At 71.8% G+C, this 22,404-nt stretch carries 16 protein-coding genes; 10 read left to right on the plus strand and 6 right to left on the minus strand.

What is annotated here, in order from left to right; translation table 11 throughout:
• Positions 1-6: 6 nt before the first annotated feature.
• Positions 7-1,500 carry a 30S ribosomal protein S1 gene (gene rpsA / locus VKA29_RS03455; protein ID WP_324783646.1) on the minus strand — a complete coding sequence of 498 codons (1,494 nt, stop codon included), beginning with the start codon at positions 1,498-1,500 and terminating at the stop codon, positions 7-9.
• 394 nt (positions 1,501-1,894) lie between these two features.
• Here rpsA and VKA29_RS03460 point away from each other — a divergent pair, with 394 nt between their 5' ends.
• Both VKA29_RS03460 and hrpB read left to right on the plus strand, forming a co-directional pair.
• Positions 1,895-2,746 carry a class I SAM-dependent methyltransferase gene (locus VKA29_RS03460; protein WP_324783647.1) on the plus strand — a complete coding sequence of 284 codons (852 nt, stop codon included), beginning with the start codon at positions 1,895-1,897 and terminating at the stop codon, positions 2,744-2,746.
• A gap of 12 nt (positions 2,747-2,758) precedes the next feature.
• The gene (gene hrpB / locus VKA29_RS03465; RefSeq protein WP_324783648.1) at positions 2,759-5,257 is read left to right on the plus strand and encodes an ATP-dependent helicase HrpB; all 2,499 of its coding nucleotides are present in this window, start codon (positions 2,759-2,761) and stop codon (positions 5,255-5,257) included.
• 402 nt (positions 5,258-5,659) lie between these two features.
• Here the strand turns inward: hrpB and VKA29_RS03470 are convergent, their stop codons facing one another.
• From VKA29_RS03470 to VKA29_RS03480, 3 genes are all read right to left on the minus strand, one after another.
• The gene (locus VKA29_RS03470) at positions 5,660-6,652 is read right to left on the minus strand and encodes a DUF3068 domain-containing protein (RefSeq protein ID WP_324783649.1); all 993 of its coding nucleotides are present in this window, start codon (positions 6,650-6,652) and stop codon (positions 5,660-5,662) included.
• A gap of 21 nt (positions 6,653-6,673) precedes the next feature.
• Positions 6,674-6,808: an SPW_0924 family protein gene (locus VKA29_RS03475; protein ID WP_107472664.1), complete on the minus strand. Its 135-nt coding sequence runs from the start codon at positions 6,806-6,808 to the stop codon at positions 6,674-6,676.
• 175 nt (positions 6,809-6,983) lie between these two features.
• Positions 6,984-8,714 (minus strand): lytic transglycosylase domain-containing protein, encoded by a 1,731-nt coding sequence (locus VKA29_RS03480; protein WP_324783650.1) that lies wholly within the window; start codon positions 8,712-8,714, stop codon positions 6,984-6,986.
• 336 nt (positions 8,715-9,050) lie between these two features.
• Here VKA29_RS03480 and VKA29_RS03485 point away from each other — a divergent pair, with 336 nt between their 5' ends.
• On the plus strand, positions 9,051-9,920 hold the full coding sequence (locus tag VKA29_RS03485; RefSeq protein WP_324783651.1) for a DUF4184 family protein: 870 nt from the start codon (positions 9,051-9,053) through the stop codon (positions 9,918-9,920).
• Here VKA29_RS03485 and VKA29_RS03490 read toward each other — a convergent pair.
• Positions 9,886-10,236, minus strand: coding sequence for a hypothetical protein (locus VKA29_RS03490; protein ID WP_324783652.1), 351 nt, complete (start codon positions 10,234-10,236; stop codon positions 9,886-9,888). The genes VKA29_RS03485 and VKA29_RS03490 overlap by 35 nt on opposite strands.
• A gap of 188 nt (positions 10,237-10,424) precedes the next feature.
• A complete protein-coding gene (polA, locus tag VKA29_RS03495) occupies positions 10,425-13,151 on the minus strand; it encodes a DNA polymerase I (RefSeq protein WP_324783653.1) in 2,727 nt (908 codons plus the stop codon).
• A gap of 142 nt (positions 13,152-13,293) precedes the next feature.
• Between polA and VKA29_RS03500 the strand changes: the two genes are divergently transcribed.
• The 7 genes from VKA29_RS03500 to VKA29_RS03530 all read left to right on the plus strand — a co-directional run bounded on the left by VKA29_RS03500 (position 13,294) and on the right by VKA29_RS03530 (position 22,354).
• Complete coding sequence (locus tag VKA29_RS03500) at positions 13,294-15,573, plus strand: FdhF/YdeP family oxidoreductase (protein WP_324783654.1); 2,280 nt, start codon at positions 13,294-13,296, stop codon at positions 15,571-15,573.
• A 50-nt stretch (positions 15,574-15,623) separates the two neighbouring features.
• Positions 15,624-16,082, plus strand: a complete 459-nt coding sequence (locus VKA29_RS03505; RefSeq protein ID WP_324783655.1) for a hotdog fold thioesterase — start codon at positions 15,624-15,626, stop codon at positions 16,080-16,082.
• A 590-nt stretch (positions 16,083-16,672) separates the two neighbouring features.
• Positions 16,673-17,899: a branched-chain amino acid ABC transporter substrate-binding protein gene (locus VKA29_RS03510; RefSeq protein ID WP_324783873.1), complete on the plus strand. Its 1,227-nt coding sequence runs from the start codon at positions 16,673-16,675 to the stop codon at positions 17,897-17,899.
• A 151-nt stretch (positions 17,900-18,050) separates the two neighbouring features.
• Positions 18,051-18,980, plus strand: coding sequence for a branched-chain amino acid ABC transporter permease (locus VKA29_RS03515; protein WP_324783656.1), 930 nt, complete (start codon positions 18,051-18,053; stop codon positions 18,978-18,980).
• 4 nt (positions 18,981-18,984) lie between these two features.
• Complete coding sequence (locus tag VKA29_RS03520; protein ID WP_324783657.1) at positions 18,985-20,796, plus strand: branched-chain amino acid ABC transporter permease; 1,812 nt, start codon at positions 18,985-18,987, stop codon at positions 20,794-20,796.
• Positions 20,797-20,801: 5 nt separating this feature from the next.
• A complete protein-coding gene (locus VKA29_RS03525) occupies positions 20,802-21,641 on the plus strand; it encodes an ABC transporter ATP-binding protein (RefSeq protein WP_420718428.1) in 840 nt (279 codons plus the stop codon).
• Positions 21,638-22,354, plus strand: a complete 717-nt coding sequence (locus VKA29_RS03530; protein WP_324783658.1) for an ABC transporter ATP-binding protein — start codon at positions 21,638-21,640, stop codon at positions 22,352-22,354. The genes VKA29_RS03525 and VKA29_RS03530 overlap by 4 nt, the downstream gene beginning before the upstream one ends.
• Positions 22,355-22,404: the final 50 nt, after the last annotated feature.

Here is a 22,404-nt window from a genome sequence, read left to right on the forward strand (position 1 = left end):
GAGCGGTCAGCTCTGGCCGCCGGCCAGCTTCTCGCGGAGCGCCGCCAGCGCCTCGTCCGAGGCCAGCGCGCCGGAGCTGTCGCCGCCCTCGGAGGAGTACGAACCGCCGCCGGACGCGGCCGGAGCGGCGGCCTCGCCACCCTCGGCAGCGGCCTGGGCGTCCGCCTCGCGGGACTTGATGACCTGCGCCTGGTGCTGCTCGAAGCGCTGCTGCGCCTCGGCGTACTGGCGCTCCCACTCCTCGCGCTGCTTCTCGTAGCCCGGCAGCCAGTCGTTGGTCTCCGGGTCGAAGCCCTCGGGGTAGATGTAGTTGCCCTGGTCGTCGTAGGACGCGGCCATGCCGTACAGGGTCGGGTCGAACTCGACCGAGGCCGGGTCGGCACCGAAGGACTCGTTGGCCTGCTTCAGCGAGAGGCTGATGCGACGGCGCTCGAGGTCGATGTCGATGACCTTGACGAAGATCTCGTCGTTGACCTGGACGACCTGCTCCGGGATCTCCACGTGGCGCTCGGCCAGCTCGGAGATGTGGACCAGACCCTCGATGCCCTCGTCCACGCGGACGAACGCACCGAACGGAACCAGCTTCGTGACCTTGCCGGGCACGACCTGGCCGATCTGGTGGGTGCGGGCGAACTGCTGCCACGGGTCTTCCTGGGTCGCCTTCAGCGACAGGGAGACACGCTCGCGGTCCATGTCGACGTCGAGGACCTCGACGGTGACCTCCTGGCCGACCTCGACGACCTCGGAGGGGTGGTCGATGTGCTTCCAGGACAGCTCGGAGACGTGCACCAGACCGTCGACGCCACCCAGGTCCACGAAGGCACCGAAGTTGACGATCGAGGAGACCACGCCGGAGCGGACCTGACCCTTCTGCAGGGTCGTGAGGAACGTCTGGCGGACCTCGGACTGGGTCTGCTCCAGCCAGGCACGGCGGGACAGGACCACGTTGTTGCGGTTCTTGTCCAGCTCGATGATCTTGGCCTCGAGCTCCTTGCCCACGTAGGGCTGGAGGTCGCGGACGCGGCGCATCTCGACCAGGGAGGCCGGGAGGAAGCCACGGAGGCCGATGTCGAGGATGAGACCACCCTTGACGACCTCGATGACGGTACCGGTGACGATCCCGTCCTCTTCCTTGATCTTCTCGATGGTGCCCCAGGCACGCTCGTACTGGGCGCGCTTCTTCGAGAGGATCAGGCGGCCTTCCTTGTCCTCCTTCTGGAGAACAAGGGCTTCGATCTCGTCACCGACGGCGACGACCTCGTTGGGGTCGACGTCGTGCTTGATCGAGAGCTCGCGGCTCGGGATAACGCCTTCGGTCTTGTAACCGATGTCGAGCAGGACCTCGTCCCGGTCGACCTTCACGATGACGCCGTCGACGATGTCGCCGTCGTTGAAGTACTTGATCGTCTCGTCGATCGCTGCGAGGAAGGCTTCCTCGTTACCGATGTCGTTGACCGCTACCTGCGGGGTGGTGGCGGTGGTCTCGGTGCTGCTCGTCATGTGGGAAAGGGCTCCGGTACGGACATTGAGTCGTAGGTACTGCTTACGCCGGGAGCCCGTTTCGCTCTGCAGAAGCCGGACAGCCAAGGAAGCGCCACACGAAACCACTGGTGGCGCCTCGACAACCGAGGGGACATACAACAGATGCGAGCGCAGCCTGCTACGTCTGAGGTGCGCAGGCCCGCAGCGCAACTTGTAGCATACGGGGGCAGCCGGGCAGGGTCAATGCGCGAACGCGCACACCCGGGGCGGATCGCCGCATACCCGGCACGAAACCTGTCTCCTGGGGCCACACAGGCCGCCGGCGTCCCTTCCGTGTCGCCACCGGGACGGGGTTGGACGGAAGAGTACGACGAGGGAGCCGATCATCCAAGAGCCCGTATCCCCCGAGCCCGTGACGCCCGGGCCCGACTCCGCGTCCGGGTCCGGGTCCGAGCCCGCGTCCGAGTCCGGGTCCGAGCCGGAGGCCACCCGGCGCGCGGCCGGCGTCACGGAGAGCTCCCGGGCCAACCGGGGCTGGTGGGACCGCAACGCCGACGAGTACCAGGTCGAGCACGGCACGTTCCTCGGCGACGACCGCTTCGTGTGGGGCCCCGAGGGCCTGGACGAGGTGGAGGCGGAACTGCTCGGACCGCCGGATGAGCTGAAGGGCCGGGACGTGCTGGAGATCGGCGCCGGCGCGGCCCAGTGCTCGCGCTGGCTGGCCGCCCAGGGCGCCCGCCCGGTCGCCCTGGACATCTCCCACCGCCAGCTCCAGCACGCGCTGCGGATCGGCGGATCGTTCCCGCTGGTGTGCGCGGACGCCGGTGCGCTGCCCTTCGCGGACGGCTCCTTCGACCTGGCGTGCTCGGCGTACGGCGCGCTGCCGTTCGTGGCGGACCCGGTGCTGGTGCTGAAGGAGGTGCGGCGGGTGCTGCGCCCGGGCGGCCGGTTCGTCTTCTCCGTCACCCATCCCGTCCGCTGGGCCTTCCCGGACGAGCCCGGACCGGAGGGGCTGACGGTGGCCGCCTCCTACTTCGACCGCACCCCGTACGTCGAGCAGGACGACGAGGGCCGCGCGGTCTACGTCGAGCACCACCGCACGATCGGCGACCGGGTGCGCGACGTGGTGGCCGGCGGCTTCCGGCTGGTCGACCTGGTCGAGCCGGAGTGGCCGGCCTGGAACACCTCGGAATGGGGCGGCTGGTCGCCGTTGCGCGGCGGCCTGATCCCGGGCACCGCGATCTTCGTGTGCGTGCGGGACTGAGGGACTGAGCAGGTGATCCGACACGACGCCCTGGGCGCCCTGCCGGTGCGCTGCGCCCTGCCCGCCCTGACCGGCGCGCTGGACGGGCACGGCACCGCCGTGCTCGTCGCGCCGCCCGGCACCGGCAAGACCACGCTGGTGCCGCTGGCGCTGGCGGGCCTGCTCGGCGAGGCAGCGGCGCGGCGGGTCGTCGTCGCCGAGCCGCGGCGGATCGCGGCCCGCGCCGCCGCCCGCCGGATGGCGTGGCTGCTGGGCGAGTCCGCCGGCGAGAGCGTCGGGTACACCGTGCGCGGCGAGCGGGTCGTCGGGCGCCGCACGCGCGTGGAGGTCGTCACCACCGGCGTGCTGCTGCAACGCCTCCAGCGCGACCAGGAACTGGCCGGCGTGGACGTGGTGGTGCTGGACGAGTGCCACGAGCGGCACCTGGACGCGGACACCGTGGCGGCGTTCCTGTGGGACGTGCGGGAGACGCTGCGGCCGGAGCTGCGGCTGGTGGCCGCCTCGGCGACGACCGACGCCGAGGGCTGGGCGGCGCTGCTGGGCGGGGCGCCGGTGGTCGCGGCGGAGGGCGTCTCGCATCCGGTGGAGGTGGTGTGGGCGCCGCCGGCCCGGCCGGTACGCCCCCCGCACGGCATGCGCGTCGACCCGGCGCTGCTGACGCACGTGGCGTCTGTGGTGCGGCGTGCGCTGGCCGAACGGGACGGGGACGTGCTGTGCTTCCTGCCCGGCGTCGGGGAGATCGCGCGGGTCGCGGGGCAGCTCGGGGACCTCGGCGGCGTCGAGGTGCTGCAGGTGCACGGGCGGGCGCCGGCGGCGGTGCAGGACGCCGTGCTGAGCCCGGGGCAGCGGCGGCGGGTGGTGCTGGCCACCTCGGTGGCGGAGTCGTCGCTGACGGTGCCCGGCGTGCGGGTGGTCGTCGACTCGGGTCTGGCGCGGGAGCCGCGGGTGGACCACGCGCGCGGGCTGAGCGCGCTGACCACGGTGCGGGCGTCGCAGGCGGCCGGTCGGCAGCGGGCGGGACGTGCCGGGCGGGAGGCGCCGGGCGTGGTGTACCGGTGCTGGGCCGAGGCGGAGGACGCGCGGCTGCCGCGTTTCCCGGCGCCGGAGATCAAGGTGGCCGACCTGACGGCGTTCGCGCTGCAGGCGGCATGCTGGGGGGATCCGGACGCGTCCGGACTGGCGCTGCTGGATCCGCCGCCGGGCGGGGCGATGGCGGCGGCGCGGGCCGTGCTGACGGCCGTGGGCGCGGTCGACTCCGCCGGACGGGCCACGCGGCGGGGCGTGCGGCTGGCCCGGCTGGGGGTGCATCCCCGGCTGGGGAGGGCGCTGCTGGACACCGGCGGGGCGGGCGCCGAGGTGGTGGCGCTGCTGTCGGAGGAGCCGCCGCGCGAGTACGGCGACGACCTGGCGGCGGCGCTGCGGGCCGCCCGGCGCGGCGGCGACGCCTACGCGGGCCGGTGGCGGGCGGAGGTGCGGCGGCTGCGGGCCGCGGCGGCGGAGTTCACCGGCCCGCCGGCCGACGGCTCCGCGGTCGGCAGCGACGACGCGCTCGCCGGCCGGGTCGCAGCGCTCGCCTTCCCGGAGCGGCTGGCCAAGGCCGACGGCGGCTCGTACCTGATGGTCTCCGGCACCCGGGCCGAGACCGGCGAGGGCAGCGGGCTGCGCGGTGCCCCCTGGATCGCGGTCGCCGTCGCCGACCGGCCGGTCGGCAGCAGGCACGCGCGGGTACGGCTCGGGGCGGTCGTGGACGAGGAGGCGGCCCGGCTCGCGGCCGGAGCTCTGCTCCGGGAACGCGACGAGGTCCACTGGGCGGACGGGGACGTCGTCGCGCGGCGGGTGGAACGGCTGGGCGCCGTCGAACTCGCCGTACGGCCGCTGCGCGACCCCGGCCCCGCCCTGGTGCGCGAGGCGCTGCTGGACGGGGTGCGGCGGGAGGGGTTCGGGCTGCTGCGGTGGACGCCCGAGGCGGCCGTCCGGCGGCAGCGGCTGGCCTTCCTGCGCCTGCACCTCGGTGAGCCGTGGCCCGACGTCGGCGACGACGCGCTGCACGCGCGGGTGGACGAGTGGCTGGAGCCCGAGCTGAGCCGGGCCCGGCGGCGGGCCGACCTCGCCCGGATCGACGCGGGCGGGGCACTCAGCCGGCTGCTGCCGTGGGCGTCCGGGCAGGCCGCACGCCTCGACGAGCTGGCCCCGGAGCGGATCACCGTGCCGAGCGGGTCCAGGATCCGGATCGACTACGGGGATCCGGAGCGGCCCGTGCTCGCCGTGAAACTGCAGGAGATGTTCGGGCTGCACGAGTCGCCCGCCGTCGCCGGCGTGCCGCTGCTGGTGCACCTGCTCTCCCCGGCCGGCCGGCCGGCGGCCGTCACCGCCGACCTCGCCTCCTTCTGGAAGGACGGTTACCGGGCCGTGCGGGCCGAGTTGCGCGGCCGCTACCCCAAGCACCCCTGGCCCGAGGACCCGGCCACCGCCGAACCGACCCGGCACGCCGGCGCGCGGCTCAGACGGTGACAGGCGCGGGCTCAGGCGCGACCGGGGCGCGGCTCAGACGGGACCGGGGCGCGGCTCAGACGGTGACCGGCGCGGGCTCAGGCGCGACCGGGGCGCGGCTCCAGCGGTGACCGGGGCGGCTCAAGCGGTGACCGGCGCGGGCTCAGGCGCGACCGGGGCGCGGCTCAGACGGTGACCGGCGCGGGCTCAGGCGCGACCAGGGCGCGGCTCAGACGGTGACCGGCGCGGGCTCAGGCGCGACCGGGGCGCGGCTCAGACGGTGACCGGCGCGGGCTCAGACGGGACCGGGGCGCGGCTCCAGCGGTGACCGGGGCGGCTCAGACGGTGACCGGCGCGGGCTCAGGCGCGACCGGCGCGCGGCTCAGACGGGACCGGGGCGGCTCAGGCGGTGACCGGGGCGGCTCAGGCGGTGACCGGCTGCGGCGTCGAGGAGCCGGCCGGTTCCGGGCCTGCCGGGCGGCGGCCGCGCGCCTCCAGCGACAGGGACAGCGCCAGCAGCAGCGTGCCGAGGGCCAGGAAGCCCCACGGCAGGTAGGACGTCATGAGCAGGACGAGGGTGCGGTTGGACTTGACCATGGCGACGGTGTGCTCGATGTAGTCCTCGCGCATCTTCACGTGGCCGGCGAACGCGGTGACCTTCTCGCGGCCGCCGAGCAGGGTGCCGCCGCGCAGTTCCTCCCGGTGGATCTCCTCGCCGTAGACGGGGGCGCCGGTGACGGGCTCGACCCAGAATCTGCGCACGGTGGTGTACCAGCGGGTGGTGCCGGTCCTCGCGACCGACTCGGGGGTGATGCCCGCGACGGGCATGGTCCTGGGGAACGGGACCTGCGTCCAGGGGACGGTCTGCTCGAAGTAGTACACCCGCACGCCGCGGAAGTCCCGCGTGCCCTCGTAGTGGATGGGCGCGGTGACGCGGGCCTGCGCGTCGAAGTACCGGTAGTCCCGCTTCTGGGTCAGGAACGGCCACTTGAACTCGATGCCCTGCCGTCTCACCGGGTCGCCGTCGACCGACTCGCCGGTGGCGTGGACGGGTTCCTGGGTGTGGGCGTCGAAGATGTAGCGCTCGGGGACCTTGGAGACCATCTTGCCGTCGGGTCCCTGCACGTAGGACAGGCCGTCCCAGACGACGACGTCCCGGCCCGCCGTCCGCCCGATCCTCCCGGCCGCCTGCACGTCGCCCTTGAGGGTCTGCACGATGGTCACCTTGGAGACCTTGCGGGCCTTCATGGTGCCGTAGTCGAGGAGGGTGGCGTCCTTCGCCTCCAGGACCATGTCCTGGTACGTGTTCGCCGGGACCTCGGCCAGGCGCGGGAAGGCGTACCAGCGCAGCAGCGGGGACAGCGCCGCGAAGAACACGGCGAAGGCGAGCAGGATCAGACTGGCCTTGCGGCGCATCTCGGCCTCCCTCGCGGGCGGTTACGGGTGTGCGGGCACCGTCGTCAGCAGCGGCTTCGGGGAGGTCTTTCCCGTCGGGGTGCCCAGGGCGGTGAGCGTGAGGACCAGGGCGAGCGCGACGGCGAGACCGGTCGCGGCGGCGATCAGGGCGCGCATGCGGGCCTCCCGGCGGACGCGGACTGACACATCGTCAGGTCCGGCACCGTAGCAACGCTCGGGCGAGATGAGAACACGTCGCACGCACGACGGCGGCGTTCCCCCCGCACGAGAGGGGCGCACGCACGACGGCGGCGCCCCCCTGCGCGAGAGGGACGCCGCCGTCGCCGAGTGACTAGGCGCTGGGGCTCGCCGAAGCGGTCGGGTCGGCCGACGTGCTGGGCGAGGGGGACGTGCTGGGCGAGGGAGACGTGCTGGGCGAGGGAGACGTCGCCGCCGCGACCGTCAGTTCGACGGTCAGGGTCGCGCCGCCCTCGGTGGTGACGCGCAGCAGGAAGGTGCCGGTGGTGTCGTCCGCGTACAGCTTCGGCAGCTTCAGCAGGCCGTTCGCGTCCGTCCGCAGACCCGTCAGGGTGCGTACGGTCTTGCCCGCGGCGTCCTTGAAGTAGGGGCCCTTGTCGTTCACGGTCGCGTCGTCCGCCGACTTGATCAGGATGGCGGTGGCCGCGACCCGGTCCGCGACGGCGCCCTTCCAGGTGGCCTTCACCTCGACCTGGTCGGCGAACTCGCCGCCCGGCGTGCAGGTCAGCGCGGTGTCGCTGGTGCGGGCGAGGGTGTCCGCGGCGCGCTCGGTGACGGTGGCCGTGTAGTCGAGGCCGGGGACCGAGCGGCCGACGACGGTCGCGCGGACGGTGAAGCCGCCCGTCTGCTCGCCCGCGTGCAGCGCGGGGGCGACGGCCACGCCCGTCTTGTCGGTGGACACCGTGGCGACGCGCTCGCCGCCGGTGAAGGTGGCGTCGGTGTCGCCCGTGATCGTGAAGCGGACGCGCACCTTGCCGACGGCCTTGCCGGCCTTGGTCTCGGCCTTGGTGCTGATCTTCTTGGCGAACGTGTCGCCGGCCATCGCGGTGAGCTTGGCGGTGCCCGCGTCCGCCAGGTGGTCCACCGTGTCGGTGGGAGTGGGGGACTGGGAGGGCGGCGTGCTCGGCTCGTCCGACTTCGGCGGCGTGGGGCTCGGGGAGCCGGTGCCCGGCGGCGTCGAGGGCGGCGTCGTCGAGGGGCCGGCGTGGCCGTCGCTGCGACCGGAGGGAACGGTGCCGGTGCCGTCCGGGATCTCGTGGGTGCCCTTGCGGTAGTACTCCAGCCACGACAGGACCATGTTCAGGTAGTCCTGCGAGTGGTTGTAGCTGAGGATCGCGCTGTGCAGATCGGACTGGAGCGACAGGTCCCAGCCGTTGCGGCACAGGTAGTGGCCGGCGGCCAGGGCGGCGTCGTAGACGTTGTTGGGGTCCTTCACCCCGTCACCGTTGCCGTCGCGGCCCGCCCACGCCCAGGTGGAGGGGATGAACTGCATGGGGCCGACGGCCTGGTCGTAGGAGCTGTTGCCGTCGTACAGGCCGTTGTCGGTGTCCTGGATCAGCGCGAAGCCGTTGCCGTCGAGCTGCGGGCCGAGGATCGGGCTCAGCGTGGTGCCGTTCGCGTCGACGCGGCCGCCGCGGGCCTGGCCCGACTCGACCTTGCCGATGGCGGCGAGGAGTTGCCAGGGCAGGTTGCAGCCGGGCTTGGCCGCCCGCAGGGACGCCTCGGCCTTCTTGTAGGCGTCGAGGACGGTCGCGGGAATGCCGGCCTCGGCGCTGCCCTGCGCCACCGGCGTTCCGGCGGTGGGCGCGGGGCTCGGGCTGTTCAGCGGCGGAAGGTCCGTGTAGTACGGCGAGTTGCCGGTCGCACCGCCGTCGCCGGAAGTCGTCGCCTCCGGCGAGGGCTGGGCGTCGGCCGCGGTCGTTCTGCCGTGGCCGTCGACCGTGACCCCTGGAGCCTGGGACGCGGACAGGGCCGCGACCGCGAGCGCGGCCGCGGCGGTGGTCGCCGCTCCCTTGTACAGCCTCCTGCCGAATTGCGCCGCCATAGAGTGAACCCCTCCTGTGGACGCCCGAGCGCCCGTCTCCGTCTGCCGTGCGTCCGACTGCCCTGTGATGCTGCCCTGTGATGCTGTGTTCGTCTGCTGTGACGATCGAGCCGCCGTGGAGGTTGCCCTCCTCGTGCCGTCCGGTGTTCCGGTTCGACGCTCGCCCGGCCCGGGGGCCCAGGCGACCCTACGACAACTTGCTTTGCACCGGCACCCGTTCGCACCCGCCTTTCACCAGTTGGCCATGTTCCGTTGTCCGGCGGCCGTCCGCCCATACTTGACACGAGCGGTCACCCGGCCGACCGCTCGGACCGTGCACTGTCGCAAGGAGTTCCGTTGCCGTTCACCCTCAGCCACGCGGCGGCCGTGCTGCCCGCCGTGCGCACCGACGGAACCGGCCGGGGACGGCTCGTTCCGGCCCTGCTCGTGGCGGGTTCCTTCGCACCCGACATGCCGTACTACGCGGCGAGCGCGGTGTCCGGGGCGATGGAGTTCGGACAGGTCACGCATTCCCTCCCCGGCGTCTTCTCGGTCGACCTGCTCGTCTCCTGGGCGCTGGTCGCGCTGTGGCTGCTGGTGCGCGAGCCGCTGGTGGCGCTGGGGCCGCGGGCCCGGCAGCCGCGGCCGGCGGCGCTGCTGCGGTGCGGGGCGCCACGCGCGCGCGTGAGCCCGCGCCAGATGGCCCGGTGGTACGTCTCCGCCACGCTCGGCGCGCTGACGCACGTGGTGTGGGACGCGTTCACGCACCACGACCGGTGGGGCGTGCGGCTGCTGCCGGTGCTCGGCCGGGACCTGGCCGGCGCGCCCGGCTACTGGTACCTGCAGTACGGCAGTTCGGCGGCCGCCGCGGTGGTGGTCGTCGTGTTCCTGGCGCGGGCGCTGCGCCGGGCGCCCGCGCCGCCCCGGCCGGCCGGGGTGGCGGTGCTGTCGGTCCCCGACCGGTGGTGGGCGGGGGCCGTGATCGGCGGGTGCGCCGCGGCGGGGGCGGTGCAGCGGGCGGCAAGGTGGTGGGAGTACTGGGGAGCGACCGCCAAGCCGTGGGAGCTGATCCCGACGGTGTGCTTCGGCGCGGGCGCCGGACTGGTGCCGGGCCTGCTGCTGTACGCGGTGGGCGTACGGATCTGGCGCCCGGCCCCGCCCCCGGCACCGGCCGGCGCGGAGCCGCAGCGGGTCACCGCGCAGGGGGGTCGCCCGGCCGCCCGGTGAGCCCGCCCGCCGGAACGACGAACACGGTGACGGTGTGGGCGCCGCGGGAACGGCGGGTCAGCAGCCCGGTGAGGCAGCTGCGGCCCAGCCCCGCCCACAGGCGCCAGGCGGGCGGCTCCTCGGGGCGGGTGAGTCCGCGCAGGGCCCGCGCCAGGCCGGTCCTCCCGCGCCGCAGGACGAGGGCCGGGCCGGCCGGGACACGGGCGGTGCTGGCGCCGGCCGCGAAGACCGGCACCGCCGCGGCGGGCCGGGCGGGCACCGCTCCGGCGCCCGCCCGCGTCGGCCCGGGCCGACGCTTGAGCATGCGTATACCCATGCCCGCATCCTGGCGGGAGGCGGGAACGGGGGCGTGCCGACGGGGTCCAGGTGAGTGACGCTCCCACCCCGCCCCGGCACCCTGCCGGCAGCGCCCCGAAGGGGCGCGGGGAACCGCGCGGCCGGCCACGGCGGTGCGGCAGGCGGCCGACGGCATGGCCCGGCACCTCCAGCGGCGCGGCGGAGCGCTCAGTGCGCCGCCGACTCCCAGTCCGGGCCCACGCCGACCGAGACCCCCAGGGGGACCCTGAGGTGGACGGCGTCCGCCATCTCGCGGCGGACGATCTCCTCCGTGGCCGTGCGCTCGCCGGGGGCGATCTCCAGTACGACTTCGTCGTGCACCTGGAGGAGCATGCGGGACCGCAGGCCGGCCTCACGCAGCGCACGGTCCACGTTCAGCATGGCGATCTTGACGATGTCGGCCGCCGTGCCCTGGATCGGCGCGTTGAGGGCCATGCGCTCGGCGGCCTCGCGGCGCTGGCGGTTGTCGCTGTTGAGGTCGGGCAGGTAGCGGCGGCGGCCGAAGAGCGTTGCCGTGTATCCCGTCGCCCTGGCCTCGTCGACGACCCGGTGCAGATAGTCCCGTACACCACCGAAACGCTCGAAATACGCGTCCATCAGGGCGCGCGCCTCCGCCGCCTCGATGTTCAGCTGCTGGGAGAGGCCGAAGGCCGACAGGCCGTACGCCAGGCCGTAGGACATCGCCTTGATCTTGCGGCGCATCTCCGCGTCGACCGCTGCGGGTTCGACCGCGAAGACCCGCGCGGCCGCGGTGGTGTGCAGGTCCTCCCCCGAGGTGAACGCCTCGGTCAGGCCCTCGTCCTCGGAGAGGTGGGCCATCACGCGCAGTTCGATCTGGCTGTAGTCGGCGGTCATCAGGGACTCGAAGCCCTCGCCGACGACGAAGCCGCGGCGGATGGCCCGGCCCTCGTCCGTGCGGACGGGGATGTTCTGCAGATTCGGGTCCGTGGAGGACAGCCGCCCGGTCGCCGCGACGGTCTGGTTGAACGTGGTGTGGATACGGCCGTCCGTCGCGATCGTCTTGATCAGGCCCTCGACGGTGACGCGCAGCTTCGCCTGCTCGCGGTGCCGGAGCATGATCACCGGCAGCTCGTTCTCCGTCTGACCGGCGAGCCAGGCCAGGGCGTCGGCGTCCGTGGTGTAGCCGGTCTTCGTCTTCTTCGTCTTCGGCAGGCCCAGCTCGCCGAAGAGGACCTCCTGCAACTGCTTGGGCGAACCCAGGTTGAACTCGTGCCCGGCGGCCGCGTGGGCCTCCTTCACCGCCTGCTGCACGGCGCCCGCGAACATCTGCTCCATGGCCTCCAGGTGGGCCCGGTCGGCCGCGATGCCGTGCCGCTCCATGCGGGCGAGCAGGGCGGAAGTGGGCAGCTCCATGTCGCGCAGCAGGTCGGCCGCGCCGACCTCCCGCAGCTTCTCCTCGAACGCCGTGCCCAGGTCGAGGACCGCGCGGGCCTGGACCATCAGCGCCTCGCGCTCGGCGTCGTCGTCCGCGCCGAAGGCCAGCTGGCCGTCGGCCGCGGCGGCCGGGGCCAGCTCGCGTCCCAGGTACTCCAGGGACAGCGCGTCCAGGTCGAAGGAGCGGCGGCCCGGCTTGACCAGGTAGGCGGCGAGCGCGGTGTCCATGGTGACACCGTCGACGCTCCAGCCGTGCTCGGCGAAGACCCGCATCGCGCCCTTGGCGTTGTGCAGGACCTTGGGCCGGTCCGCGTCCGCCAGCCACGCCGCGAAGGCCCGCTCGTCGGCCTCGTCCAGCTCGGCCGGGTCGAACCAGGCGGCCGCTCCCCCGGCCGCGGCGAGCGCCACCTCGGCGACCGAGCCGGTGCCCAGCGCCCAGGTGTCCACGGTCGCGACACCCAGGGCGTCCGTGCCGTGCCCGGCGAGCCAGCCGGCGAGCTCGCCGGTGCCGAGGACCGTGCCGTCCAGCTCCACGCCGGCCGCCGCGACCGGCGTGGTCTCCGCCTCCTCGGCGCCCGGATCCACCGCGAACAGCCGCTCCCGCAACGACGGGTTACGGATCTCCAGGGTGTCCAGGACCATCGCGACGGCCTTGCGGTCGTAAGCGGCCCGCTCCAGCTCGGCGACCGCCTTCGGCAGCTCCACCCCCCGCTCCAGCTCGGTCAGCCGGCGGTTCAGCTTGACCGCCTCCAGGTGGTCGCGCAGGTTCTGCCCGGCCTTGCCCTTGACCTCGTCGACGCGCTCCACCAGCTGCGCGAACGACCCGAACTGGTTGATCCACTTCGCGGCCGTCTTCTCGCCGACCCCGGGAATGCCCGGCAGGTTGTCCGACGGGTCGCCGCGCAGCGCCGCGAAGTCCGGGTACTGCGCGGGCGTCAGCCCGTACTTCTCCAGGACCTTCTCAGGGGTGAACCGGGTCAGCTCCGAGACGCCCTTCGTCGGGTACAGCACCGTCGTGTGGTCGGAGACCAGCTGGAAGGAGTCGCGGTCGCCGGTGACGATCAGCACCTCGAACCCCTCCGCCTCGGCCTGCGTGGCCAGGGTGGCGATGACGTCGTCCGCCTCGAACCCCTCGACGGCGAAGCGGGAGACCTGCATCGCGTCCAGCAGCTCGCCGATCAGCTCGACCTGGCCCTTGAACTCGTCCGGCGTCTTGGAGCGGTTCGCCTTGTACTCCGTGAACTCCTCGGAGCGCCAGGTCTTGCGGGAGACGTCGAAGGCCACCGCGAAGTGCGTGGGCTCCTCGTCACGCAGGGTGTTGGCCAGCATCGACGCGAAGCCGTAGATCGCGTTCGTCGGCTGGCCCGTCGCGGTCGTGAAGTTCTCCGCGGGCAGCGCGAAGAACGCGCGGTAGGCCAGCGAGTGCCCGTCCATGAGCATCAGGCGGGGCCGCTTGCCGCCGGGGGTCTTCTCGGTCTTCTTCGAAGCTGTCTCTGCCACGCCCCCGATCCTGCCACGCCGCACTGACAGTCGGCCGCCACCCGTGATCCGGCGCAATCGCTCCCGCCGCCCGGCACCGCTCCCGGCCGGCTTGGCGTGGGACCATCGACGGCGTATCCCACACCGCGAAGGAGAGCGTGCGATGGCCACCAAGCCGCCCGAGGGTGATCCGGTCCAGGACGCGCCGCAGGTCGGCGAACCGCAGCACGCGGCGGCGGGACTCGCGGCCGTCGGCCACACCCTGCGCGTCGCCCAGCGGCAGATGGGCGTGCGACGGACCGCGCTGACGCTGCTGCGGGTCAACCAGAAGAACGGCTTCGACTGCCCGGGCTGCGCCTGGCCCGAGGGGGACCACCGGCACACGGCGGAGTTCTGCGAGAACGGCGCCAAGGCGGTGGCCGAGGAGGCCACCCTGCGCCGTGTCACCCCCGAGTTCTTCGCCGCGCACTCCGTCGCCGACCTCGCCGGCCGCAGCGGCTACTGGCTGGGCCAGCAGGGACGCCTGACCCACCCCATGTACCTGCCCGAGGGCGGCGACCACTACGAGCCGGTCACCTGGGAGCGCGCCTTCGGCATCGTCGCCGAGGAGATCGCCGCCCTCTCCTCCCCCGACCAGGCCGTCTTCTACACCTCCGGCCGCACCAGCAACGAGGCGGCCTTCCTCTACCAGCTGTTCGCCCGCGAACTGGGCACCAACAACCTGCCCGACTGCTCCAACATGTGCCACGAGTCCTCCGGCTCGGCACTGTCGGAGACCATCGGCGTCGGCAAGGGCAGCGTCCTGCTGGAGGACCTCCACCAGGCCGACCTGATCATCGTCGCCGGCCAGAACCCGGGCACCAACCACCCCCGCATGCTCTCCGCGCTGGAGAAGGCCAAGGCGGCCGGCGCGAAGATCATCAGCGTCAATCCGCTGCCCGAGGCCGGCCTGGAGCGCTTCAAGAACCCGCAGACCCCGCAGGGCATCCTCAAGGGCGCCGCCCTCACCGACCTGTTCCTGCAGATCCGCATCGGCGGCGACCAGGCCCTCTTCCGCCTCCTGAACAAGCTGATCCTCGACACCGACGGCGCCGTGGACGAGGCCTTCGTCCGCGAACACACCCACGGCTACGAGGAGTTCGCCGAGGCGGCCCGCGCCGCCGACTGGGACGAGACGCTCACCGCCACCGGCCTGACCCGCGAGGAGATCGACCGGGCCCTCGGCATGGTGCTGGCCTCCCGGCGCACCATCGTCTGCTGGGCCATGGGCCTCACCCAGCACAAGCACTCCGTGCCGACCATCCGCGAGATCGTCAACTTCCTCCTGCTGCGCGGCGACATCGGCCGCCCCGGCGCGGGCGTGTGCCCGGTCCGCGGCCACTCCAACGTGCAGGGCGACCGCACCATGGGCATCTTCGAACGCCCCGCCCCCGCCTTCCTGGACGCCCTGGAACGCGAGTTCGGCTTCACGCCCCCGCGCGAGCACGGCTACGACGTCGTCCGCGCCATCCGCGCCCTGCGCGACGGCGAGGCGAAGGTCTTCTTCGCCATGGGCGGCAACTTCGTGGCCGCCTCCCCCGACACCGAGGTCACCGAGGCGGCGATGCGCCGCGCCCGCCTCACCGTGCACGTCTCCACCAAGCTCAACCGCTCGCACGCCGTCACGGGCGCCCGCGCCCTCATCCTGCCCACCCTCGGCCGCACCGAGCGCGACGTGCAGGCCGCCGGCGAACAGTTCGTCACCGTCGAGGACTCCATGGGCATGGTGCACGCCTCCCGCGGCCGCCTGGAGCCCGCGAGCGAGCACCTGCTGTCGGAACCCGCCATCGTCTGCCGCCTGGCCCGCCGCGTGCTCGGCGACAGCACCGTCGTCCCCTGGGAGGACTTCGAGAAGGACTACGCCGCCGTCCGCGACCGCATCGCGCGCGTGATCCCCGGCTTCGAGGACTTCAACGCGCGCGTGGCCCGCCCCGGCGGCTTCGCGCTCCCGCACGCCCCGCGCGACGAACGCCGCTTCCCCACGGCCACCGGCAAGGCCAACTTCACCGCGGCCCCCGTCGAATACCCCCGCATCCCCGAAGGCCGCCTGCTGCTGCAGACCCTCCGCTCGCACGACCAGTACAACACCACGATCTACGGCCTCGACGACCGCTACCGCGGCATCAGGGGTGGCCGCCGCGTCGTCCTCGTCAACCCCGACGACGCCCGCCGCCTGAACCTCGCCGACGGCGACCACGTCGACCTGGTCGGCGAATGGCAGGACGGCGTCGAACGACGGGCCCCCGGCTTCCAGGTCGTGCACTACCCCACCGCCCGCGGCTGCGCCGCCGCCTACTACCCGGAGACCAACGTCCTGGTCCCCCTCGACGCCACCGCCGACGTCAGCAACACCCCGGCCAGCAAGTCCGTCATCGTGCGTCTGGAACAATCGGCGGCCGACTGAGCGTTTGCTCAGCCGCAGACAGCCGATCAAGACGAACGGAGCCCGGCGCCATGGGCGAGCAGCAGCACGTGAAATTCCCGCAAGAGGTCGTCGACGAGTACGCCGCCCTCGGTGTCGACCTGCAGGCACTGTTCTCCGCGGGCCACCTCGGCAACCGGATGGGCGTCCAGATCCTGGAAGCCTCCGCGGACCGCGTCGTCGGCACCATGCCCGTGGAAGGCAACACCCAGCCCTACGGCCTGCTGCACGGCGGCGCGTCCGCGGTCCTGGCCGAGACCCTGGGCTCCGTCGGATCGATGCTCCACGGCGGCAGCACCAAGATCGCCGTCGGCGTCGACCTCAACTGCACCCACCACCGGGGAGTCCGCTCCGGCCTGGTCACCGGCGTCGCCACCCCCGTACACCGGGGCCGCTCCACGGCGACGTACGAGATCGTCATCAGCGACGAGGCAGACCGCCGCGTGTGCACCGCCCGCCTGACCTGCCTGCTGCGCGACACGGAAGGCTGACCCCGCACCCGCCCACGGCGGACCCCGTCCCCCGCCGTGGGCACGTCCCCCGCCGTGGGCGCCAGGCGCACCCCCGAACCCGCACACAGGCCCCGCACGCCCGCCCCCACGAAGCCGCACAGCCCGCCGCGGACCGCACCGCACACACCCCCGGCGGAACCGACACCCCCCGCCAGAATGCGGATCTTCCCTTTCCCGACGTAACGCTCCGTAACACGCGCGCAATACAACAGCACGCATTCATCTTCGACGGCGCATACTCCCGCGGTCATTCCGAGCCCCTTCACCCCAGCCGGGACACGACAACCGCACGACCCCGCCCACGGCCAACCGGAAGTGCGGGTTCTCACAATGCGGACCGAAGGGAAAATCCGCCAAAACGGCCGAGACGGCATTTCCTCCCGGCCCGCCCCGCACCCCGGCATAACAAGAAAGTCACAAGCCAGCGCACGGCGATGCCCCTGCCCACAGACCGGGCTTAGAGTCACGGCCAGTCACCGCTCCATCGGGAGTTCGGTACCAGCGCGGCACCACCGCCCCCACCGGGGCGGGCCCGCCTGCGGAAAGGACTGATTGTGCGACAGCGTTCCTTGGTGATACTTACCTCCGTTCTTGCGACCGGAGCTCTGACACTCACCGCCTGCGGCTCCCGAGACGACAGCGGTGACAAGAAGAACAGCGGTTCCTCCACCACCTTCACGATCGGCGTCGACGCCCCCCTCTCCGGCGAGAACTCCACCACCGGCCTGGGCATCCAGTACGGCGTGCAGGTCGCCGTCGACGACGCCAACAAGAACAACTGGGTCCCCGGCGTGAAGTTCAAGGTCGAGGCACTGGACGACAAGGCCCAGCCCGCCAACGGCCAGCAGAACGCCACCAAGCTCGTCGGCGACAAGACCGTCGTCGGCACCGTCGGCCCCCTGAACTCCGGCGTCGCCCAGTCGATGCAGCAGGTGTTCGCCTCCGCCGACATGGTCGAGATCTCCCCCTCGAACACCAACCCCGAGCTGACCCAGGGCAAGAACTGGCAGACGGACAAGAAGCGGCCCTACAAGACGTACTTCCGCACCGCCACCACCGACGAGCTGCAGGGCAGCTTCGCCGCCGACTACGCCGCCAACAACCTCAAGAAGAAGAAGGCGTTCGTCGTCGACGACAAGCAGACCTACGGCGCCGGCCTGGCCAAGATCTTCGGCGAGCAGTTCAAGAAGCTCGGCGGCAAGGTCGTCCAGACCGACCACGTCAACACCGGCGACAAGGACTTCGGCTCCCTCGTCACCAAGATCAAGAACTCCGGCGCCGACCTGCTCTACTACGGCGGCCAGTACGACGAGTCCGCGCTGATCACCAAGCAGCTCAAGGACGCCGGCGTCAAGATCCCGCTGTTCGGCGGCGACGGCATGTTCGCCACCACCTACATCGACGTCGCCGGCAAGGCAGCCGCGGGCGACCTCGTCACCTCCGTCGGCGTCCCCGTCGACACCCTGCCCGCCGCCAAGCAGTTCGTCGAGACCTACAAGGCCAAGGGCTACAAGGGCGACTACGGCGCCTACGGCGGCTACTCCTACGACGCCGCCACCGCCATCATCAAGGCCGTGAAGGCCGTCAAGGACGCCAACGGCGGCAAGCTGCCCAGCGACATCAACGACCTGCGCTCCAAGGTCGTCGAAGAGGTCCAGAAGTCGGACTTCCAGGGCATCACCGGCAAGGTCTCCTTCGACCAGTACGGCGACACCGGCAACAAGCAGCTCACGGTCTACCAGGTCGAGAACGGCGAGTGGAAGGCAGTGCACTCGGGCACCGCGAACCTCGGCTGACCCCACTCCCGGCAAGACCGCACCACGGGCCGCGCGGAAGGAGGACCCCGACCGCGCGGCCCGTTTCCACACCCCCACCCCGGCACACGACCAGTGCACACAGAGCAACTGAATCTGTGCACAAGACCACCAGCGACATGGAGGCCACGCGGTGAACACCCTGCCGCAGCAGCTGGCCAACGGGCTGCTCCTCGGCTCGATGTACGGGCTGATCGCCATCGGCTACACGATGGTGTACGGCATCGTCCAGCTCATCAACTTCGCGCACGGCGAGATCTTCATGACCGGGGCCTTCGGCGCCCTCACGGTCTACCTCTACATCCTGCCCGACGGCACCCCCATGGCCGCCGCCATCCCCCTGATGCTGATCGGCGGAGCCATCGTCGCCGTCCTCATCGCGGTCGGAGCGGAACGGTTCGCCTACCGGCCACTGCGCGGAGCACCACGCCTGGCACCCCTCATCACCGCCATCGGCCTCTCCCTCGCCCTGCAGGAGGTCGTCCGCAACTTCTACCCCGACGCCGACAAGGCCCGCTCCTTCCCCGGCCTCGACGCCACCCACGACATCGGCTCCATCACCATCAAGGACGCCGACATCTTCCTCATCGCCGCCGCCGTCATCTGCATGTCCGCCCTCGCCTGGTTCGTCCGCAAGAGCCGCACCGGCCGCGCCATGCAGGCCACCGCCCAGGACCCCGACACCGCACAGCTCATGGGCATCGACACCAACCGCATCATCGTGATCGCCTTCGCCATCGGCGGATTCTTCGCCGCCGTCGCCGCCCTCTCCTTCGGCCTCAAATACGGCAGCATCGACTACCGCATGGGCTTCCTCATGGGCCTGAAGGCCTTCACCGCCGCCGTCCTCGGCGGCATCGGCAACATCTACGGCGCCATGCTCGGCGGCGTCGTCCTCGGCATCGCCGAAACCCTCGCCTCCGCCTACATCAACGACATCCCCGGCATGCAGCAGCTCGGCGGCCAGAGCTGGGCCAACGTCTGGGCCTTCGTTCTCCTCATCCTCGTGCTCCTCTTCAGGCCACAGGGCCTGCTCGGCGAGCGCGTCGCGGACAGGGCGTGATCACATGACCGAGACGACCAAAACCCCCGCCACCCCGCCCGCGGACGCGATACCCGCACCCGAACCCCGCGGACTCCTCCCACTGCCCCTCGCAGCCGCCCGCGCACTGCTGCTCACCGGCGGCATCGCCACCGCCGCGTCCACCTTCCTGGCCTGGACCTGGACCTCCGACTTCCCGGGCGACCTCACCGTCACCGGCTACCCCGGCGGCCTGCAGTGGCTCACCCTCACCGCCGGCGCCCTCGTCGCCCTCTTCTCCCTCGCCGTCTACGGTGTCCGCGGCCTGCGCTGGCTCGTCCCCGCCCGCAACAACGCCCCCCTCGTGCTCCTCGCCGCCGGCGCCTTCGGCGTCACCTGGTACACGATCATCTCCATCAGCACCGAACTCGGCGGCCTCGCCAACCTCGAACCCGGCGGCTGGATCGCCGCCGCGGCCTCCCTGCTGCCCCTCCTCGGCGCCCTCGCCCTGCCCGAGCACAAGCACGACAGCGGCAAGGAGACCTTCAAGGCCTACACCGCCAAACCCGACAGGATCCACGCCCCCCAGCCCGTCAACGGCTGGATACAGCGCGCCGTCATCACCGCCGTCACCGCCATCGGCCTCGGCGTCTTCACCTACGGCATCGACACCGAATACGGCGAACTGTTCATCGGCTACCTCATCGTCGTCGTCTTCACCGTCTGGGCACTGCACACCGCCGGCCTCCTCGACCGGTTCTCCCACATGGTCGCCGCCAACCGCAGCTTCACTCTCGCCATGGGCTTCCTCGCGGCCATCGCCTTCCCCTTCACCCAGAGCGACGACCACTACGCCAACATCGGCGTCAACATCCTCATCTTCGGCACCGTCGCCCTCGGCCTGAACATCGTCGTCGGCCTCGCCGGCCTCCTCGACCTCGGATACGTCGCCTTCCTCGGCGTCGGCGCCTACACCGCCGCCCTCGTCTCCGGCTCCGAGTTCTCCAAGTTCTCCGGCGTCCAGTTCCCCTTCTGGGCCGCCGCCCTCACCGGCGCCGCCGCATCCCTCGTCTTCGGCGTCCTCATCGGCGCCCCCACCCTGCGACTGCGCGGCGACTACCTCGCCATCGTCACCCTCGGCTTCGGAGAGATCTTCCGCATCGCCGTCAACAACATGGACGGCGACTCCGGCCCCGACCTCACCAACGGCCCCAACGGCATCCCCGCCATCCCCGACCTGAACCTCCTCGGCTTCAAGTTCGGAGAAGCCCACGACATCGGCGGCATCACCCTCGGCCGCTTCGCCAACTACTACCTCCTCATGGTCCTGATCATGGCCATCGTGGTCCTCGTCTACACCCGCGCCGCCGACTCCCGCATCGGCCGCTCCTGGATCGCCATCCGCGAGGACGAGACCGCCGCCACCGCCATGGGCATCAACGGCTTCCGCGTCAAACTCATCGCCTTCGCCCTCGGCGCCTCCCTCGCCGGCCTCGCCGGCACCGTCAGCGCCCACGTCACCTACAGCGTGGTCCCCAACCCCTACCAGTTCGCCGGCTCCACCCCGCCCAACTCGGCATTCCTCCTCGCCGCCGTCGTCCTCGGCGGCATGGGCACCGTCGCCGGCCCGCTCCTCGGCGCCGCCCTGCTCTACCTGCTCCCCGAAAAACTCGACTTCCTCCAGGACAAGTCGCTCCTCGCCTTCGGCATCGCGCTCATCCTCCTGATGCGCTTCCGCCCCGAAGGAATCATCGCCAACCGACGCCGCCAACTCGAATTCCACGAGACCGGCCAACTCGACGTACCAGAGACCGAGACGCTGACCGACGAACCGGCCGTCACCAAGGCAGGGGCGTAAGAACCATGACGACACCCGTACTCGAAGCCCGCGACGTCGTACTCGAAGCCCGCGACGTCACCATGCGCTTCGGCGGCCTCACCGCCGTCCGCTCCGTCGACTTCACGGTCAACAGCGGCGAGATCGTCGGCCTCATCGGCCCCAACGGCGCCGGCAAGACAACGTTCTTCAACTGCCTCACCGGCCTGTACGTCCCCACCGAGGGCACCGTCTCCTACAAGGGCACCGTCCTGCCCCCCAAGCCCCACCTGGTGACCAAGGCCGGCATCGCCCGCACCTTCCAGAACATCCGCCTGTTCGCCAACATGACGGTCCTCGAGAACGTCCTCGTCGGCCGCCACACCCGCACCAAGGAAGGCCTCTGGTCCGCCCTGCTGCGCGGCCCCGGCTTCAAGAGGGCCGAAAAGGCGAGCGAAGAACGCGCCATGGAACTCCTGGAGTTCATCGGCCTCGCCCACAAACGCGACCACCTCGCCCGCAACCTCCCCTACGGCGAGCAGCGCAAGCTGGAGATCGCACGAGCCCTGGCGAGCGAACCCGGACTGCTCCTCCTGGACGAGCCGACAGCCGGCATGAACCCCCAGGAGACCCGGGCCACCGAAGAACTCGTCTTCGCCATCCGCGACATGGGCATCGCCGTCCTCGTCATCGAGCACGACATGCGCTTCATCTTCAACCTCTGCGACCGCGTCGCCGTCCTCGTCCAGGGCGAGAAGCTCGTCGAGGGCACCTCCGAGGTCGTCCAGGCCGACGAACGCGTCGTCGCCGCCTACCTCGGCGAACCCTTCGAAGGCGAACCGGCAGAGGACAGCACCGCCGGCACCACCAAGGGAGAAGCCCAGTGACCGCACTGCTCGAGGTCGAGGACCTCCGGGTCGCCTACGGCAAGATCGAAGCCGTCAAGGGCATCTCCTTCACCGTCGAAGCCGGCCAGGTGGTCACCCTCATCGGCACCAACGGCGCCGGCAAGACCACCACCCTGCGCACCCTCTCCGGACTCCTCAAGCCCAGCTCCGGAAAGATCCTCTTCGACGGCCAACCCCTGAACGGCGTACCCGCCCACAAGATCGTCGCCCTCGGACTCGCCCACTCCCCCGAAGGCCGGCACATCTTCCCCCGCCTGTCCATCGAGGAGAACCTCCAGCTCGGCGCCTTCCTCCGCAAGGACAAGGAAGGCATCGACAAGGACATCCAGCGCGCCTACGACCTCTTCCCCATCCTCGGGGAACGCCGCAAGCAGGCCGCGGGCACCCTCTCCGGCGGCGAACAGCAGATGCTCGCCATGGGCAGGGCCCTGATGTCCCAGCCGAAACTGCTCATGCTCGACGAACCCTCCATGGGCCTCTCACCGATCATGATGCAGAAGATCATGTCGACCATCGTCGAACTGAAGGCCCAGGGCACCACCATCCTGCTCGTCGAGCAGAACGCCCAGGCCGCCCTGTCGCTCGCCGACCAGGGCCACGTCATGGAGGTCGGCAACATCGTCCTGTCCGGCACCGGACAGGACCTCCTGCACGACGAATCCGTCCGCAAGGCCTACCTCGGCGAGGACTGACCCCTACGACGGCCGCACCGCACGACGAGGCCCGCGCCCCTGATCCCCAG

Source organism: Streptomyces sp. H51 (assembly GCF_035656535.1).
Lineage (GTDB): Bacteria > Actinomycetota > Actinomycetes > Streptomycetales > Streptomycetaceae > Streptomyces.

Coding starts and splice junctions, on each gene's coding strand:
- VKA29_RS03525 (WP_420718428.1), top strand. CDS start 20,802: ATGACGACACCCGTACTCGAAGCCCGCGACGTCGTACTCGAAGCCCGC.
- VKA29_RS03500 (WP_324783654.1), top strand. CDS start 13,294: ATGGCCACCAAGCCGCCCGAGGGTGATCCGGTCCAGGACGCGCCGCAG.
- VKA29_RS03475 (WP_107472664.1), bottom strand. CDS start 6,808: ATGCGCGCCCTGATCGCCGCCGCGACCGGTCTCGCCGTCGCGCTCGCC.
- VKA29_RS03520 (WP_324783657.1), top strand. CDS start 18,985: ATGACCGAGACGACCAAAACCCCCGCCACCCCGCCCGCGGACGCGATA.
- VKA29_RS03490 (WP_324783652.1), bottom strand. CDS start 10,236: ATGGGTATACGCATGCTCAAGCGTCGGCCCGGGCCGACGCGGGCGGGC.
- VKA29_RS03505 (WP_324783655.1), top strand. CDS start 15,624: ATGGGCGAGCAGCAGCACGTGAAATTCCCGCAAGAGGTCGTCGACGAG.
- rpsA (WP_324783646.1), bottom strand. CDS start 1,500: ATGACGAGCAGCACCGAGACCACCGCCACCACCCCGCAGGTAGCGGTC.
- VKA29_RS03480 (WP_324783650.1), bottom strand. CDS start 8,714: ATGGCGGCGCAATTCGGCAGGAGGCTGTACAAGGGAGCGGCGACCACC.
- VKA29_RS03470 (WP_324783649.1), bottom strand. CDS start 6,652: ATGCGCCGCAAGGCCAGTCTGATCCTGCTCGCCTTCGCCGTGTTCTTC.